The sequence below is a fragment of the Brevundimonas sp. NIBR10 genome (assembly GCF_027912515.1).
Classification (GTDB): Bacteria; Pseudomonadota; Alphaproteobacteria; order Caulobacterales; family Caulobacteraceae; genus Brevundimonas.
Genome location: NZ_CP115464.1, coordinates 576,888 through 592,697 on the forward strand (window position 1 = coordinate 576,888; position 15,810 = coordinate 592,697).

Here is a 15,810-nt window from a genome sequence, read left to right on the forward strand (position 1 = left end):
GTTGGACTGCGATGAACCGCGTATGCCGATGATTGTTCTGGAGGGCGACCCCTCAGGATGCGCGCGAGGAAGCCTATGCTTGCCTCGACGCCTTGGACGCGGCGCCGCGAAGCGAGCGATCCGCACTGGCTTTGGAGGCCATCCGCGCCGACCCGACCTTGATCGACGGCTATCTGGCTGCGGCGGACGTGTCGCCACCTGGGACTGTTGAGGCGGCGACGGCCTGGCTCGCCGCGCGGGAGCTCGCACGCCGGGAAGCGGGCGTTCGCCTGGACGCGGACCTCGGCATCCTCTGGAGCAATCTGCATGCTCGACCCTATCTGCGGGCCTGCGCCGGCTACGCCGCATGCTGTTTTGACCGGCGAGAGTATGACGCGGCGATCGCTCAGTGCCGCCGATTGTTGATCCTGGACGTTTCCGATCCTCTGGAGACGGCACCCCTGCTCGGCGCGAGCCTGCTTCTTGCCGGTGATCTGCCGGGGTTCGAGGCGCTCCGGGAGCATTGTGCGGACGATGATCGGCCGCAGTGGCTTTATGTCGACGCCTTCCATGCGGCGACCAGCAAGCTGCCGGCACGTGTCCGAAATTTGCGTATCGACCGGGCCATCAAAAGCAATCGCTATGTGCCGGGATGCTTCATCTCGGCACCGTCGGACGCAGATGGCATAGAATACTACGCGCCCGGAAGTGGGGAGGAAGCCCTCGTCATCGGGGCATCCCGGCCTGGTCGCCTGTGGCGTCTGCAACCGGGGGCGATGGGCGTCCTCGTCCGGCGGGTCAACGCACGACGCGATTGACTTGCGGTCGGGTGCGACGGCGTGCCCATCGAGCGCGACCCGTTGCTCGGTCGCCCGACCCTCCGGTCAAGATGCAGCGGGCGACGCGGCCTAGGGATTGTCAGCTAGGAGGTGACAGCCAGGTTCCTCGAAGCCGTTCGACCATGTCCGCTCGCCGGGCGGGCTCCAGACGGTCGAGGTTCTGCTGCTTCCAGCGCACGGCGGGGAGGTGGGCGGCGTCGGGCAGGCCGATCAGGTCCCAGTCGGGCGCGCCGGTCTTGAACCCGATCAGGAAGGTGCGGTGCGCCTCGGGCATGTCATCCACAACGGCGGTGATCAGAGCCGTGCGTGCGGCGATAAGATCCTCGAGGTCCACCGGGTCTTCGGTCATCCCGTCGAACCCGCGTTCAAACTCCTGGGCCACGTCCTTGGGATGGGCGCGGAGCACCTCGGCCATGGGCCGGTGGTGGCTGGCCAGATAGATCACGAAGGCCTGTCTGAGCTCCGGGGTGATCCCCTCATTGGCCAGAAGATCGCGGACATCGAACAGGTCTCGGGGATGCTGGCGGTCCAGCGCCGCCATGATCTTGCCGGCGTAGAGATCCGCGTGGGAGACCATCCGGGCTTCGGCATAGCCGAAGCGCTCTTCCACCGCCGCCGAAACCGGTCGGATCTCAGGCTCGAACACCACACCGCGCAGGACGGGCGTCACCTCGACCTTGATCACCGCCCCGTCGGCCCGAACAAGCAGCTTGTCGATCACAGGCTGGGCTCCGCCCTTGCCGCGGACGACGACAGATCCCGGCAGGGCTTGTTCGACCTCGTCGGCGATCCGCCTCAGGGCCGCATCGATCGCGGCGAGAGACGCATTACGATCCTCGACGGGGAGATAGGTCAGGTCGATGTCCACCGACAGACGCGGCAGATCGCGAACGAACAGATTGATCGCGGTGCCGCCCTTCAGGGCGAAGCAGGGTTCCTGGAACACGAGCGGAAGGGTGCGGACGAGAAGGCGGACTTGGCGGGCGTAGACGTCACTGACCGGCATCGAGCGACCTCGGCACGGTGATCCTGTAGGTCGGGTCGAGGCGGCCGCTCCTGACGAGCACACGGTTGCCGCTGCCCAGATCGATCGTGCTGCGGTCGAGGGCTTTGAGCCAGGCGTGACCGTGCCGGTCGGCGAAATAGAAGAAGAGGCGTTTGACCTTCACGCTCACGCAATCCTCAAGCAGACGCTGGAGCCGTCGCGGGCTGAGGGTGGCCAGGGCGCCCATCAACTGGTCCGCCTGGTCGAAGCTCTCATGATCCGGCAGTTCGTCCAGAAGCTCGAGGATGGCGCGCTCGGGCGTCGACTGGCGCAAGGGCCATTGCCAGTGGCCCAGCGGTGTGTCGACCACCGCGGTGCGGGCCCAGTCCGCCAGGAGGCCGGTTTCGCCGGAGTCGTCTCGGAGCCGGGCGACCTCGAAGTATCGGGCGTTCCGGAAGAGCCTTTGGGACGGGTGATATTTGAACTCTACGTCCAACGGCAGGTCGGCGAGCCAGGTCGGCGGGGTCTCGTCGCCATAGAGATGAACTTCCTTGCGGGCGGCAGGAAGGTAGTGGGCATAGCCCTGCAACTCGAGCGCGGTGCGGCCTCCGATCACAATGGAATAGTCGAGGAGGGCCTGGAGCGAGAGGACGGCTGTCGGCCAGTCGAGGGTTCCGCGTGGACGGCGATAGACCCGCCGCGCCGTCCGTTCCAGGCGTCCCGACGCGACGTATTTGGCACGGAGAGAATTGGGATAGCCGTTCTCGTTCATCCAGCCGGAATCGACCAGAAGGCCTTCCGGCAGAATGCGCTCGAGTTTGTTTAGCTTTCCTAGCATTTGGACACTATTAGTGTCCTAATATGAATATTGTCAAACTTACAGGTTTGGGAAAAAGCATATCAAGACACTCACAGTGTCTTCATATCCATAAAGTCAAACTAAAGCATTGAATCGAAGGAATCCAGCGCGTCGGCCGAGGTTCAAGCCTTGGGCTGAAGCGCTCACCAATCCGCTCCGCAAGCGCCCGAACCGGATCGTCGCTCAGATGCGCATACCGTTCCGTGGCGCGACTGTTGGCATGTCCGAGCGCCTTGCCGATCATGGGCAGACTGGCCCCGTCGGCCAGGGCGAAACTCGCGAAACTGTGGCGCAGGTCATGAATGCGCACCCCTTCCAGCTTGGCCTTGGGCAGCACCTTGTCGCGCCAGATCTTGGATTCGGACGTCGCATATCCGTTGTCGCCCTTGGTGGCCGGGAAGACAAACTGGCTTCGACCGCGGGTCTTGTAGAGACGCTGCAGGATTCCATACGCTAGGTCGTTCAGAGAAATCCGCCGATCGCCGGTGCGGCCGCCGGCCTTCGTGCGGCTCGGCGGCAGGACGAGCCGGCGCCGGTCGAAGTCGACCTCCGTCCAGCGCAGGCCAGCGATCTCGTTGCGCCGCGCGCCGGTCAGCAGAAGAAGGCGATAGACCGCGCCCTGCCGCTCCGAAATCGTCGCATCCGCTTCCAGGGCGTCGAGGGCGGCGATCAGGTCTTGGGCCTGGGCCTCTGACAGAAAGCGTTCGACCGCCGGCCGGAGCTTGCGCTCGACCTTGGCGCAGGGGTTCGGCCCGGCGAAATGCCCCCTGTCGATCGCCCAGTTGAAGGTCGCCCGCAGGGTGGAATAGGTCCGGTCAGCGATCCCGGCGCCACCCTTCACGATGGAACGACCTCGAAATTTGGTCTTCACATCCTTGGCCGTCTTCCCGGCCGAGATCGATCGGATCATCCCGGTGATGTGGTCCCGAGTGACCGTATCAAGAGCCATCTTCCCAAGCAGGGGGACGACATGGCGCTCGAGGTTGGTCCGATCCATGGCCCACGACGAGTCCCGTTTGGTCGGTTTGTCGTTCGGCCCCTTCTCCAGATAAAGCTCGACCAGGCCTTTGACGGTGAGCCCCTCGATGCGCCTGCGGGCTTCGCCGGGATCGATGCCGCGCCGGGCATCGACCACGACCGACGCCGCCTCCCTGCGAGCCCGATCCGCCGTGAGCTTGTCCGGCCCGTCTCCATGCTCGCCGAGCGTCAGCCAGCGCTGGATCCCGCGGACCCGGTACTTGATGGCGAAGATTTTTCGGACCGGCTTGGCGGCATGACCCTGTCGGGTCTCGGTTCCGGGATAGATACGAAGGCAGAAGCCAGCGATCTCGCTATCCCAGATTCGACCCTCGCCGGTCTCCGGAACGGGCGCGCTCTCAACCACGCGCTTGGTGAGTTTTTGCTTCGTCATGGTGATAGAAATATACGCTCATTTCCGAGCCACCGCTACCACTCCGCTACCAACTCAAACGAAACCGGCCGAAACGCTCCGCAATCGGATGAACGTAAAAACCTATGAAAAACAGTTAGTAAGAGCGCATTTTGGAGCGCCCTGAAAAGCCCGGAAATGCTGATCCCCAACATTGCCAAGGTTGGGGTCGAGAGTTCGAATCTCTTCGCCCGCTCCAGTCGTACCAAGAGGCCCGATCGCAAGGTCGGGCCTTTTTGCTGTCTACGCCCGGGCTGCGTGAGTTTGCCAAGGTTGGGGTCGAGATTTTGGAATCTGTTTGCCCGCCCGCTCCAGTCGTTCAGAAAGAGCCCGGTCGCAAAATCGGGCTTTTTTGTTTCTGCGCTGACGGGGTCTGACGCAGCCGTCATCCGCATTGCTCCGGTCGATGAAATCCTTCAGGTTTCGCGGCGGAGGGCGAGCATGAGCGTGGAGAAGGATCTGGGGTCGACGGTCAGGCCGGTGGAGACCGCGCGGCTTGACGCCTTCGTGGACGCATCCTTCGCCTTCGCCGTGACCCTGCTGATCATCGCCGGGGCCAATCCGCTCGAGAATTTCGCCGACTTGTTGCATGCGCTCGGCCGTGTGCCGGCTTTTGCCTGCGGGTTCGGGCTGGTGGTGATGTTCTGGCTGGCGCACAGGAATTTCGGACGGCTGGCGCCCATCCGTGACAGCTGGTCGGCGACGCTCAGCCTGATGATCGTGTTCATGATCCTGGTCTACGTCTTCCCCTTGCGGCTGCTGACCGAGGCGGGGGCGGGGTATTTCTCGGGGGGACGGCTGCCGGGGCGCGACCTGATCGCGTCGTATGCCCAACTGCGGATCATCTACACCATCTATGGGATCGGCTTCGCCTTCCTGAGCTGGCTGTATTTCCTGCTGTACGGCCATGCGCTGAAGCGGGGGACGGTCGCAGGCCTGGCCGAGGAAGACCGTGATGAAGCGGCGGAAAGCCGCGCCATCTGGGGCATGATCACCCTGGCCGGGCTGTTCTCGGCGGCGCTCGCCTGGATCATTCCGACGCGGATCGCACCCTGGGCACCGGGCTTCGCCTACTGGATCATCCCCTTCACCCTGTATTTCGCCAATCTGATCCACCGACGCCGCAGCGGCCGGGGCCTGTTCGGCGTGCGGCGCAAGGCGGCCGCGCCGGAGGGGCTGGCCTGATCAGGCGTAGAGGGCGGCAAACAGACCGGCTTCGGGAGACGAGGCGCGGATACCCCGGTCGAGGTCGTCCAGGGCCTTGTCGATCGCCTTCAAGCCCTCGTCGGCGTCCTCGAACGCCGTATTCGTCTCGTCATCCATGGGCTTGAAGGCCATCTGGACCTTCGCCTTGTCGAGCAACTCCTTGATCCATTTGCCGATGCCCCGGACCTCCTTGACGAAGGTCATGTCGGCGGCGGCCTCGGAGCCGGAAAGCCTGTGCTTCATGTCCTTGTAGATGTCGGCGGGTCGAACCTCGGCGCGCAGGGCGGTCCAGGCCTCGGCCGTCTGTTCTGCGTCCGGTCGGACAGCCGGCTCGGTCGGCGCTTCTGTTTCGACGGCGTCCGCATCCGAGCCCTCTGACACCGCAGGATCGGCGTCAGGATCAGCCTTCGCCTCGGCCTTGGTGGTCCGAGACGGGGCGGTCATGCCGGTGCTCGCGCCGGCACCGGGCGGGGGCGTGCCGCCGGCCTCGGCATAGGCCTTGAGCGCCGATTTCAGCTGCTTGACGATCTGGGCCAGCTGTTTGGCCATGACCTGGGGGTTGTCGGAGGCGAACTGTTTGAGGGTGCGGATGCGCTCGACCAGGACCTGGACCTGTTGGCGGGCCTGGTCCTTCCGCGCCAGACGCTGTTTGCGGGTCTGGTCCTCGACCGGAGACGGCTGTTCGGCGCGCGCGGCGGTCGCGGTCTTGATGCCCGTCAACGTCGCACGAGCCTTGGCGGCCCTGGCATCCGACGGTGCCAGGGCGCTGACCGCGCTCTGCGGCGCGAGCGTGCGGGGCTGTGACAGGGCGAGGGTGGCGAGCGACATCGGACCGAGCTTTCTGCTGGGACCGCCACCCTAACACAGAGAGCCTAAGCCAAGCTTGACGCGTTGACGCGCCATTTGGCTTACGCCCGGTCATCCGGTTAAACACGACGGATGCCGAACCTGATCCTCGCCATCGACCAGGGCACGACCTCCAGCCGGGCCATCGCCTTCGAGGTGTGTGACGACCATACGCTGAGGGCCGTGGCGATCAGCCAGATCGAGCTGGCCCAGCATTTCCCGCACTCCGGCTGGGTCGAGCATGACGCGGCCGAGATCTGGACGGCGACGCTGCAGACCTGTCGCGAGGTGGTCAAAAAGGCCGGCGGCATCAGCCGCTTCGCCGCCATCGGCATCACCAACCAGCGCGAGACGGCGGTGATCTGGGACGCCGCCACGGGCGAGCCCCTGCACCGGGCGATCGTCTGGCAGGACCGGCGCACGGCCGACGTCTCGGCGCGGATGGCGGCGGAGGGGCATGAACCGGCGGTGCAGGCGGCGACGGGCCTGATCCTGGATCCCTATTTCTCGGCGACCAAATACGCCTGGCTGCTGGACAAGACCGGGATGCGGGACCGGGCGGCGAAGGGCGAGGTGAAACTCGGCACGATCGACAGCTGGCTGGTCTGGAAGCTGACCGGTGGGGCTCGTCACGTCACCGACGCCACCAACGCCAGCCGCACCTCCCTGATGGATCTCAGGACGCGGGCGTGGCGCGAAGACCTGTGCGCCCTGTTCGACGTGCCCATGACCGCACTGCCCCGCATCGTCGGCTGCGCCGAGGTTTCGGGCGAGAGCGACCCCGCCCTGTTCGGCCGCCCCCTGCCCATCGCGGGGTCGGCGGGGGACCAGCAGGCGGCTCTGGTCGGGCACGGGGCGCTGATGCCCGGCGACGCCAAGATCACCTACGGTACCGGCGCCTTCCTCGTCGCCAACGTCGGGGCCGAGCCGGTGGCGTCGAAAAGCCGGCTGCTGGGGACCCTCGGCTATCAGGTCGGCGAGGCGGCCGCCCCCGAGGTGGCTTATGCGCTCGAAGGCTCCATCTTCTCGGCGGGGTCGGCGATCCAGTGGCTGAGGGACGGGGTCGGGATGATCTCGGAATCGCGCCAGTCCGAAGGGGTGGCGCAGGGGCTGAAGGACAACGGCGGGGTCTATCTGGTGCCCGGCTTTACGGGTCTGGGCGCACCCTGGTGGAAGCCGGACGCGCGCGGGGCCGTCGTCGGCCTGACGCGCGACACCGGCCCGGCCCATTTCGTGCGGGCCGCGCTGGAGGCCCTGGCCTATCAGACGCATGACCTGCTGGAGGCCCTGGCCGCCGACGGGGCCCCGCCGCTGAAGGTGCTGAAGGTCGACGGCGGGGTCACCGCCAATGCCTTTGCCATGCAGTTCGTCGCCGACATCTGTCAGGTCACGGTCGAGCGGCCGGCGTTCCAGGAGATGACGGCCCTGGGCGCGGCCAAGCTGGCGGCGCTCGGCGTCGGCCTGATCCCTGACCTGACCGCCCATGCCTCGGAGGCCCCCGCCGTCTGGACGCCCCGCATGGACGAGGCCGAACGCGACCGCCTGCTCAAGGGATGGCGCGGGGCCGTCCGCGCCGCCATCATCGCCAGCGAATAGAGCGTCCGCAAAGGACGCCGGAGGAAGCCCATGACCGACGCCGCCACGAGTTCCGAAGATGCCCAGGCCACGTTCGGCGGCACGCGCGAGGTCGATCCCCGCTATGCGCTGGACGCGGGGGCTCTCGACGCCTGGATGCGCGACAATGTCGAGGGCTATGCCGGACCCCTGACGATCCGCCAGTTCAAGGGCGGCCAGTCGAACCCGACCTATGAACTGACGACACCGACCCGGGCCTATGTGTTGCGTCGCAAGCCACCGGGCGTCCTGCTGGCCTCGGCCCACGCCATGGACCGCGAGTTCACGGTGATCTCGGCCCTGCACGCGCAAGGCTTCCCGGTCGCCCGGCCCTATGCCCTCTGCACCGACGACGCCGTGATCGGCTCGATGTTCTACGTCATGGACAAGGTCGAGGGCCGGGTCCTGTGGGACCTCAAGCTGCCGGGGCTGGAGGCCGCAGAACGGCGCGCCATCTATGAGGCCCAGACCGATACCCTGGCGCGTCTGCACGGCTTCGATCCCGCCGCGATCGGCCTGGGCGACTACGGCAAGCCCGGCAACTATTTCGAACGTCAGGTCGGGCGCTGGACCAAACAGTATCGGGCGTCCGAGATCGATCCGGTCCCGGCCATGGACCGGCTGATCGAATTCCTGCCCGCGACCCTGCCGGTGCAGGGGCCGACACGGATCGTCCACGGCGACTTCCGGCTCGACAACCTGATCGTCGCCGCCGACGGGCCCGAGGTTCGTGCGGTGCTGGACTGGGAACTGTCGACGCTCGGCGATCCGATGGCGGACTTCTCCTACATGCTGATCGGCTGGGTCCTGCCGGCCAGCCAGAGGAACGGGCTTGCGGGCGCGGACCTGAAGGCACTCGGCATCCCGACGCTGGAAGAGACAGCGGAGCGCTACGCCGAGAAGACCGGCGCAGGCGTGCCGGCCGACCTGAACTGGCTGCTGGCCTACAACCTGTTCCGGCTGGCGGCGATCTGCCAGGGGATCGCCGGACGGGTCCGCGACGGCACGGCGGCCAGCGCCCACGCCCGGTCCATGGCGGCCCAGGTCGGACCCCTGTCGGACGCGGCCTGGACCTATGCGAAGCGGGCGGGGGCCTGACGCCTATTTCGCGTAAAGCTTGACCACCTCGTAGAGGAAGTCGCGACCTTCATAGAGGGACCGCACGCGCAGCCGCTCGTTCAGGCCGTGGACCCCGTTGCCGTCCGGGTCGGTGAACATCCCGGTCATCCCATAGGTCGGGATGCCCGCCGCATTGGTGAAGCGGCCATCGGTGGCCCCCGTCGACAGGGTCGGCACCACCGGCACGCCCGGCCAGATCCGGCCCGCGACCTGGCGCACCGGGTCGAGGATCTCGGCCGTCAGGGGCGGCGGCGGCGCGATCGGGCTGGGCTCGCCGACCGTGGCGATCGTCACGCCCGGCACGACCAGGACCCGTTCGATCTCGGCCTGGGTCTCCGCGATCGTGTGGCCGGGCAGGATGCGGCAGTTGACGTTGACCTCGACCTTCTGGGGCTGGGCGTTCGGCGCATGGCCGCCCTCGATCAGGGTCGGGACACAGGTCGTGCGCAGCATGGCGTTCCACACCGGATTGGCCGCCCCGAGCCCCAGGGCTGCCGCCGCATCCGGCACCTCTGCGGTCAGCAGGCGCAGGTCGTCGGCAAACCGTGGTGAGGTCTGGATCAGGGCGGTGAAATAAGCGCGGGTGACCGGCGTGACCTCCAGCGGGAAGTCGTGCCTCACCAGACGGTCCAGCCCCGCCCCCATCGCGGCGATGGCATTGTCCTTCCTCGGCCGTGCCGAGTGCCCGCCGGGGTTGGTCAGGGTCAGGGTGAAGTCCTGATAGACCTTCTCACCCGCCTGGACGTTCAGGGCCAGACGGTTGCCGTCGGCGTCGAGGTTGCCGCCCGCGCCCTCATTGAGGGCGAAACCGGCGCTGAGCGTCTCGGGCCGATGTTCCAGCAGCCACTGGACGCCGTTCCAGTGATCGTTGGTCTCCTCCCCGCAGGTCAGGGCCATCTTGAGCGTGCGGCGGGGCTGGAATCCCTCCGCCTTCAGCCGGATGAAGGTGTCGACCCAGACCGAGGCCTGGGCCTTGTCGTCCGAAGCGCCGCGCGCATAGAAATAGCCGTCCTCCTCCACCAGGGTGAAGGGATCGCGCTGCCAGTCCGACCGCCGCGCCTCGACCACGTCGATATGGGCCAGCAACAGGATGGCGGGGGCCGACGCGTCCGAACCTTTCAGGGTGGCGACCAGCGAACCGAATTTGGGCTGGTCCTCGGGGACGATGACCTGGGCGTCCTCGGCCGAGTAACCGGCGGCGGTCAGCCGGGCCAGCATCCGGTTGGACGCGAGGGTGCAGTCGCCTTCGGACAGGGTGGTGTTGGTCTCGACCAGTTCCTCGTACAGGGCGCGGAAGGCCAGTTGGTCCGGACGCGGTTGCGGCGCCACGGTCGGCGTTTGGGCCCCCGCCTTGCTCACGAAGACGGCCGCACCGATGACCAGCACGGCGGCCAGGCCGAACAACAACAGGATCGCCCGGCTGGACCTTGTGTTGCGCATCTCCTGATAGGCCGGATCATCCAGCCAGTAACGGCCCTCGCCGGCCTCGACGACGGCGCTGCGACGCACCAGGCGACGCAGCGCCCCTCGCTGGATCAGGCGGCCTGGAGCCAGGGCGATGGCGGTGTCGGGCGAGACGGCTCCGGCGTCTCGCAGAGCCTGGGTGATACGCTTTTCGGCCTGGAGGGACATGGCCGCCACCGCACCGCTTGACCCGACCGTCATCCGCATCACCCTCTGTTGTCGCAACGAGCCTAGCGCGGCGCACAGCCCTTGTCGCCGGAGTTCAGGTCAGATCGGCGGCCCAGCGTTCAGCGCCGTCTCCAGCGCCGGGGCCAGGTCGCCACGCCCGACGACTGTGACGGTGTCGAGATTCAGCCATGGGGCCATCCGGCGCAGTTCGGTGGCGAGCCTGATCGGCGTGTCGCCGTCGGCTTCAGGCTCGCTCCAGGCGGCCTGAACCAGCAGGGCGCGTTTCTGACGATCGGCCTTCAGGTCGACGCAGGCGGTGATCGCCTCGTCCTGAAGGAAGGGCAGGACGTAGTAGCCGCGCTCGCGCTTGTGCGCCGGGGTGTAGATTTCCAGCCGCACCCGCACGCCGAACAGCCGCTCTGTCCGGTCCCGGAACCAGATCAGGTTGTCGAACGGCGACAGGAGCGCCGAGGCCTCGACGCGGCGGGGTCGCCTCGCCTCGGGATGCAGATAGGCCGGTTTGGACCAACCCCGCACGGTGACGGGAGTCAGGGCCCTCGCCTCGACCAGTTCGGCCAGCCGGGCTCGCGAATCCTCCAGCGACAGCCGGAAATAGTCGCGCAGGTCAGCGGCGGTGGCGATCCCCATGGCGCGGGCCGCGATAAGGATCAGCCCCCTCTGGGCCTCCGCGTCGTCCGGGGTCGGGGCGTCGGCGACGGCGGCGGGCAGGACCCGCTCGGTCAGGTCATAGACCCGCTCGAAACCCCGGCGGGTCCGGGTGGTGATGAAGCCCGACCAGAACAGCCACTCCAGCGCCCGCTTGCCGTCCGACCACTCCCACCAGCCGGGCTTTCCCCGCGGCCCGGCGGCGAAGTCCGCGCCCGTCACCGACCCACGACGCTCGATCTCGGTCAGGACGCCGTCGATATAGTCGCGCCGTTCGCGTCCGAACCGCGCCAGCCCGGTCCACAGCTCGCCACCCTGAGCCCGCGCCATTCGCCAGCGCAGCAGGGGCTGGCTCTCGACCGGAAGGAAGGACGCCTCATGGCCCCAGTATTCGAACAGACTGCGTTTGCCCGGCCCCCAGGCGGCGCGCTCCAGCAGACCCCGGTCATAGGCACCGAGCCGCGAGAACAGCGGCAGATAGTGCGTCCGGCTGACCACATTGACGCTGTCGATCTGGACCACGCCCAGCCGTCGGACCAGGTCGTTGACCTGACGCGTGCCCGGCTCGGCCGACGCAGGCCGGCCGAAACCCTGGGCGGCCAGGGCGATGCGGCGGGCCTGGGCTGAGGTGATCTCGATCGTCATTTCGCCATGGTGGCCCAAGTCTTGGGCCCCGTCATCGGGCGGTCTGGCCGAAATCGGACCTGACGGAACACGACCCCAGGCCGTCCGTTCACGGATCATGATCGAGGACTGGCTTTCCGACCTTCAGGCTCACGGCCCACCCATCATCGGCGCCGTGATCGCAGGCGGGGCAATCGGGCTGGAGCGCGAGTGGCGAGGGCGGTCGGCAGGGTTCCGCACCCACATCCTGGTCTGTCTGGCGTCGGCTCTGCTGATGCAGGCGGCCATGACCCAGGCCGACTGGGCGTTCCAGGCCCTGCCGGACGAGAACATCGTCACCGACCCGACCCGGATGGCCCACGGCGTCCTGACCGGCATCGGCTTCCTGTGCGCCGGCGTGATCTTCCGCACCGGCCTGTCGATCCACGGCCTGACCACGGCGGCGTCGCTGTGGATCACCTCGGCCCTGGGCATATTGTTCGGAGCCGGGCTGAATGGGCTGGGCGTCACGGGCACGGTCGTGACCCTGGCCATTCTGGTTCTGCTCCGGATGGTGGCCAAGGCGCTGCCCGGGCTCATCACGGTGGACGTCGCCGTCTCCTGGCCAGGCAGCGCCTCGGGTCCCCGCGCAGAGGTGGAGCGCCGGCTGGCCGCCGTCGATCCCGGCTTTCGCATCACCGAACAGAAGATCGAGCCCGACCGGTCCGCCCGCAGCGAGGCCTTTCGCCTGCGCATCAAGGCCGGAGACCTCGCCACCCTGGCCGACGACCTGGCGGCCGTTCCGGGACTGGGCGGGGTCACGATCGATCCGCGCGACGACTGAGCACGACCGGAATCATCGTGGTCATTGTCCGTCAACCTTCTGTCTGGCATGACAGGAACGAATGACGAACGCGGCGACTCAGTTTTCAGGTGGCGGAGCGGTCCGCATCCTCGGTCTCGACCCCGGCCTGCGCCGGACGGGCTGGGGCGTGGTGGCGGCCGAGGGCTCGCGTCTGCGCTGGATCGCGCATGGCGTGGTGACGCCGGACGACAAGGCCCCGTTCAGCGAGCGGCTGCTGCATCTGCTCGAAGCGGTCGGCGAGATCTGCGCCGCCCATGCCTGCGACGAGGCGGCGATCGAGGAGGTCTTCGTCAACGTCAACCCGGCCTCGACCCTGAAACTGGGCCATGCCAGGGCGGCGGTGATGCTGGCCCCGGCGCGGTGCGGCCTGTCGGTCGCGGAATATTCGCCCAACCTGATCAAGAAGGCCGTCGTCGGCGCGGGCCATGCCGACAAGGGCCAGATCGCCTTCATGGTGAAGCGGCTGCTGCCGGCCTCCGGCGACGTGAAGGCGGATGCGGCCGATGCCCTGGCCGTGGCGATCACCCATGCGCAACTGAGGAAGCGGGCCCTGCTCGCGCGGGTGGCGGCATGATCGGCCGTCTGCGCGGCATCCTGGCCGAGGTCGAAGAGGCGCATTGCCTGATCGACTGCGCTGGGGTGGGCTATGTCGTGGCCTGTGGTGCGCGGACCCTGCAACGGCTCCCGGCACCCGGCGACGAGGCGACCCTGCATATCGAATCCAGCTGGTCGGCCGAGAACGGACCGCGCCTCTACGGCTTCCTGACCCGCGACGAACGGCGCGCCTTCACGACCCTGACCGGCATCCAGGGCGTCGGCCCCAAGGCGGCCCTGTCGGTGCTGGACGTCCTGCCGCCCGGGGAACTGGCCGGGGCCGTCGCGCGCGACGACAAGGCCGCAATCGGCCGGGCCAACGGCGTGGGGCCGAAGCTGGCGCTGCGGATCGTCACCGAGCTGAAGGGCAAGCCACTGGGGGATGTGTCGTTCACGCCGTCGGCAGCGGGCATCCACGCCGAGATCGTGCCGCCCGCGCCGTCCGTCACCGGAGAGGCGGTGTCGGCCTTGCTGGGTCTGGGCGTCGCTGAAATCAACGCCCGCCGAGCGGTCGATCAGGCCCTGATCCGGCTGGGCGAGGACGCAGACCTGTCCGCCGTGATCCGCGCGGCCTTGCAGGAGTTGGGGCGGTGACCGACGACCGCATCATCTCCCCCGACCCCGCGCCCGGCGAGCTATACGACCGCGCCCTGCGGCCCCAGACCCTGTCGGAATTCGTCGGGCAGGAGCAGGCCAAGGGCAATCTGAAGATCTTCATCGACGCGGCGAGGAAACGCGGCGAGGCCATGGATCACGTCCTGCTGTTTGGCCCCCCGGGCCTGGGCAAGACCACCCTCGCCCAGATCGTCGCGCGCGAGCTCGGCGTCGGTTTCCGCGCCACCTCCGGCCCCATCCTGGCCAAGGCCGGCGACCTGGCCGCCATCCTGACCAATCTCGAACCGCGCGACGTCCTGTTCATCGACGAGATCCACCGCCTGGCCCCGACGGTGGAGGAAATCCTCTATCCCGCCATGGAGGACCATGTGCTGGACCTCATCATCGGCGAGGGGCCCTCGGCGCGGTCGGTGCGGATCGACCTGGCCCCCTTTACGCTGGTGGGCGCGACGACGCGGGCGGGCCTGCTGGCCACGCCCCTGCGCGACCGGTTCGGCATCCCGCTACGGCTGGAGTTCTACACCCCCGAGGAACTCGTCCGGGTCATCACCGGCGCGGCGCGAAAGCTCGGGGCCCCCATCGACGACGACGGCGCCCGCGAGATTGCCTCGCGCGCCCGGGGCACGCCGCGCGTGGCCGGGCGGCTGTTGCGCCGGGTCCGGGACTTCGCCGAGGCCGAGGGCGCGGCGGTCATCAACCGCATCGTGGCGGCCCGCGCCCTGGCCCGGCTGGAGATCGACGAGGCGGGTCTGGACGCCAACGACCGCCGCTTCCTCAAGGCCCTGATCGAGAATTACGGCGGCGGCCCCGTTGGCATGGACACCCTTGCCGCCGCCATCGCCGAGGCCCGCGACGCCGTCGAGGACGTGATCGAGCCCTACCTGCTCCAGCAGGGCTTCATCCAGCGCACGCCCCGCGGCCGCATGGCCTGCGCCCGCGCCTATGCGCACCTGGGCCTGACGGAACCGCCGAAGCCGCCGACGGTCGGCGATCTTTTCAGCGGCGGCTGACGGTCCGGACTTCACCGCGCGGCCGATCCCCGTCATGCTGACCGGGAAGGAGACGCCGATGGCGAGACGCCTGAATGTGCAACGGCTGATGCTGGTGATGGCAGCCCTGGTGCTGGCCCTGGGCGGGGTCTGCGCCTGGGTCATCTATGACAATGCCAGACCGGCACCCCAGCCGACCGCTGGCGAGCGCGCGGTGCGGCAGTTGCGCGAGCAGCGCGGACCGACCGCCGAGGTGCGCTACGCCGAGGCCGGGCGGGGCCGGGCCCTGTGCGGCTATGCCGGTGTGCGAGGTCAGGCGACGGCGGTAGCCTTCGTATCGCGGCCCAATCGTATCCTGTTCTCCGACGACCCGATGCCGGTCGAATTCCGCGAGGTGCAGCAACGGTTCTGCCCAGCCTTCCTGGCTCAACCCTCGGCTTCGAACTCCGTCAACTCGGTTCCAGCGTCATGAGTACCGCCGAGCCCGTGATGGACCAACCCACCGCCGGCCGGTTCGAGGGCCGGGACCATCTGTTGCCGATCCGGGTCTATTACGAGGACACCGATTTCACCGGCCTAGTCTATCACGCCAACTATGTGCGCTATCTGGAGCGGGGCCGGTCGGATTTTCTGAGGCTGACCACGGTGGGGCACGCCGCCCTGCTGGACTCGGCTGAGCCGACGGCCTTCGTGGTCGCAGATCTGACCCTGAGGTTCCTGAAGCCCGCGCGGATCGACGACGCCCTGGTGGTGCGGACCACCTATGACGCCATCAAGGGGCCTCGCCTGCTGATTTCCCAGACGGTGGAGCGGGACGGCGAGGTGCTGTGCCGGGCGCAGGTGACGGCGGTCTGCATCCATCTGGACGGTCGGCCGCGACGGCCGACCCGGGCGTTGCTCGACGGCGTCAAACCCTGGCTGGCACCGGAACCGGGGACGAAGCCCGGGTGACGGCCACAGAGATCTGGAT

The 15,810-nt window shown here is 67.8% G+C and carries 16 protein-coding genes; 10 read left to right on the top strand and 6 right to left on the bottom strand.

Annotated features, from left to right (window positions below):
- Nucleotides 1–158: 158 nt before the first annotated feature.
- Nucleotides 159–797 (top strand): hypothetical protein, encoded by a 639-nt coding sequence (locus tag O5K39_RS02805; RefSeq protein WP_271145763.1) that lies wholly within the window; start codon nucleotides 159–161, stop codon nucleotides 795–797.
- Between the two features lie 100 nt (nucleotides 798–897).
- On the opposite strand, the gene O5K39_RS02810 is transcribed toward O5K39_RS02805, so the two are convergent.
- The 3 genes from O5K39_RS02810 to O5K39_RS02820 all read right to left on the bottom strand — a co-directional run bounded on the left by O5K39_RS02810 (nucleotide 898) and on the right by O5K39_RS02820 (nucleotide 4,073).
- Nucleotides 898–1,824, bottom strand: coding sequence for a nucleotidyl transferase AbiEii/AbiGii toxin family protein (locus O5K39_RS02810; protein ID WP_271145764.1), 927 nt, complete (start codon nucleotides 1,822–1,824; stop codon nucleotides 898–900).
- Nucleotides 1,811–2,641 carry a type IV toxin-antitoxin system AbiEi family antitoxin domain-containing protein gene (locus O5K39_RS02815; protein WP_271145765.1) on the bottom strand — a complete coding sequence of 277 codons (831 nt, stop codon included), beginning with the start codon at nucleotides 2,639–2,641 and terminating at the stop codon, nucleotides 1,811–1,813. The genes O5K39_RS02810 and O5K39_RS02815 overlap by 14 nt, the downstream gene beginning before the upstream one ends.
- An 82-nt stretch (nucleotides 2,642–2,723) precedes the next feature.
- Nucleotides 2,724–4,073 (bottom strand): site-specific integrase, encoded by a 1,350-nt coding sequence (locus O5K39_RS02820; protein ID WP_271145766.1) that lies wholly within the window; start codon nucleotides 4,071–4,073, stop codon nucleotides 2,724–2,726.
- Between the two features lie 459 nt (nucleotides 4,074–4,532).
- On the opposite strand from O5K39_RS02820, the gene O5K39_RS02825 reads away from it, so the two are divergent.
- Entirely contained in the window at nucleotides 4,533–5,276 is a 744-nt protein-coding gene (locus tag O5K39_RS02825) for a TMEM175 family protein (RefSeq protein WP_271145767.1), read from the top strand.
- Here O5K39_RS02825 and O5K39_RS02830 read toward each other — a convergent pair whose 3' ends face one another.
- Complete coding sequence (locus tag O5K39_RS02830) at nucleotides 5,277–6,125, bottom strand: hypothetical protein (RefSeq protein ID WP_271145768.1); 849 nt, start codon at nucleotides 6,123–6,125, stop codon at nucleotides 5,277–5,279.
- A gap of 111 nt (nucleotides 6,126–6,236) precedes the next feature.
- On the opposite strand from O5K39_RS02830, the gene glpK reads away from it, so the two are divergent.
- Together glpK and O5K39_RS02840 are read left to right on the top strand one after the other, a co-directional pair.
- Nucleotides 6,237–7,739, top strand: coding sequence for a glycerol kinase GlpK (glpK, locus tag O5K39_RS02835; protein ID WP_271145769.1), 1,503 nt, complete (start codon nucleotides 6,237–6,239; stop codon nucleotides 7,737–7,739).
- Between the two features lie 30 nt (nucleotides 7,740–7,769).
- On the top strand, nucleotides 7,770–8,855 hold the full coding sequence (locus tag O5K39_RS02840) for a phosphotransferase family protein (protein ID WP_271145770.1): 1,086 nt from the start codon (nucleotides 7,770–7,772) through the stop codon (nucleotides 8,853–8,855).
- Between the two features lie 3 nt (nucleotides 8,856–8,858).
- Here O5K39_RS02840 and O5K39_RS02845 read toward each other — a convergent pair whose 3' ends face one another.
- Together O5K39_RS02845 and O5K39_RS02850 are read right to left on the bottom strand one after the other, a co-directional pair.
- On the bottom strand, nucleotides 8,859–10,541 hold the full coding sequence (locus tag O5K39_RS02845) for a M20/M25/M40 family metallo-hydrolase (RefSeq protein WP_271145771.1): 1,683 nt from the start codon (nucleotides 10,539–10,541) through the stop codon (nucleotides 8,859–8,861).
- Between the two features lie 66 nt (nucleotides 10,542–10,607).
- Entirely contained in the window at nucleotides 10,608–11,819 is a 1,212-nt protein-coding gene (locus tag O5K39_RS02850) for a winged helix-turn-helix domain-containing protein (protein ID WP_271145772.1), read from the bottom strand.
- A gap of 97 nt (nucleotides 11,820–11,916) precedes the next feature.
- Here O5K39_RS02850 and O5K39_RS02855 point away from each other — a divergent pair, with 97 nt between their 5' ends.
- From O5K39_RS02855 to O5K39_RS02880, 6 genes are all read left to right on the top strand, one after another.
- Nucleotides 11,917–12,621: an MgtC/SapB family protein gene (locus O5K39_RS02855; RefSeq protein WP_271145773.1), complete on the top strand. Its 705-nt coding sequence runs from the start codon at nucleotides 11,917–11,919 to the stop codon at nucleotides 12,619–12,621.
- 61 nt (nucleotides 12,622–12,682) lie between these two features.
- Nucleotides 12,683–13,216, top strand: a complete 534-nt coding sequence (gene ruvC, locus O5K39_RS02860) for a crossover junction endodeoxyribonuclease RuvC (protein ID WP_271145774.1) — start codon at nucleotides 12,683–12,685, stop codon at nucleotides 13,214–13,216.
- Nucleotides 13,213–13,830: a Holliday junction branch migration protein RuvA gene (ruvA, locus tag O5K39_RS02865; RefSeq protein WP_271145775.1), complete on the top strand. Its 618-nt coding sequence runs from the start codon at nucleotides 13,213–13,215 to the stop codon at nucleotides 13,828–13,830. Before ruvC ends, ruvA begins: the two co-directional genes overlap by 4 nt.
- Complete coding sequence (gene ruvB, locus O5K39_RS02870) at nucleotides 13,827–14,861, top strand: Holliday junction branch migration DNA helicase RuvB (RefSeq protein ID WP_271145776.1); 1,035 nt, start codon at nucleotides 13,827–13,829, stop codon at nucleotides 14,859–14,861. The genes ruvA and ruvB overlap by 4 nt, the downstream gene beginning before the upstream one ends.
- A 58-nt stretch (nucleotides 14,862–14,919) precedes the next feature.
- On the top strand, nucleotides 14,920–15,312 hold the full coding sequence (locus O5K39_RS02875; RefSeq protein ID WP_271145777.1) for a hypothetical protein: 393 nt from the start codon (nucleotides 14,920–14,922) through the stop codon (nucleotides 15,310–15,312).
- A 14-nt stretch (nucleotides 15,313–15,326) separates the two neighbouring features.
- Entirely contained in the window at nucleotides 15,327–15,791 is a 465-nt protein-coding gene (locus O5K39_RS02880) for a YbgC/FadM family acyl-CoA thioesterase (RefSeq protein WP_271147214.1), read from the top strand.
- Nucleotides 15,792–15,810: the final 19 nt, after the last annotated feature.

Bases quoted from the DNA above. Each gene is read 5' to 3' on its own strand.
- O5K39_RS02830 (WP_271145768.1), bottom strand. From the start codon at position 6,125: ATGTCGCTCGCCACCCTCGCCCTGTCACAGCCCCGCACGCTCGCGCCG.
- O5K39_RS02845 (WP_271145771.1), bottom strand. From the start codon at position 10,541: ATGACGGTCGGGTCAAGCGGTGCGGTGGCGGCCATGTCCCTCCAGGCC.
- O5K39_RS02815 (WP_271145765.1), bottom strand. From the start codon at position 2,641: ATGCTAGGAAAGCTAAACAAACTCGAGCGCATTCTGCCGGAAGGCCTT.
- glpK (WP_271145769.1), top strand. From the start codon at position 6,237: ATGCCGAACCTGATCCTCGCCATCGACCAGGGCACGACCTCCAGCCGG.
- O5K39_RS02820 (WP_271145766.1), bottom strand. From the start codon at position 4,073: ATGACGAAGCAAAAACTCACCAAGCGCGTGGTTGAGAGCGCGCCCGTT.
- O5K39_RS02840 (WP_271145770.1), top strand. From the start codon at position 7,770: ATGACCGACGCCGCCACGAGTTCCGAAGATGCCCAGGCCACGTTCGGC.
- O5K39_RS02810 (WP_271145764.1), bottom strand. From the start codon at position 1,824: ATGCCGGTCAGTGACGTCTACGCCCGCCAAGTCCGCCTTCTCGTCCGC.
- ruvC (WP_271145774.1), top strand. From the start codon at position 12,683: ATGACGAACGCGGCGACTCAGTTTTCAGGTGGCGGAGCGGTCCGCATC.
- O5K39_RS02825 (WP_271145767.1), top strand. From the start codon at position 4,533: ATGAGCGTGGAGAAGGATCTGGGGTCGACGGTCAGGCCGGTGGAGACC.
- ruvA (WP_271145775.1), top strand. From the start codon at position 13,213: ATGATCGGCCGTCTGCGCGGCATCCTGGCCGAGGTCGAAGAGGCGCAT.
- O5K39_RS02850 (WP_271145772.1), bottom strand. From the start codon at position 11,819: ATGACGATCGAGATCACCTCAGCCCAGGCCCGCCGCATCGCCCTGGCC.
- O5K39_RS02855 (WP_271145773.1), top strand. From the start codon at position 11,917: ATGATCGAGGACTGGCTTTCCGACCTTCAGGCTCACGGCCCACCCATC.
- O5K39_RS02875 (WP_271145777.1), top strand. From the start codon at position 14,920: ATGGCGAGACGCCTGAATGTGCAACGGCTGATGCTGGTGATGGCAGCC.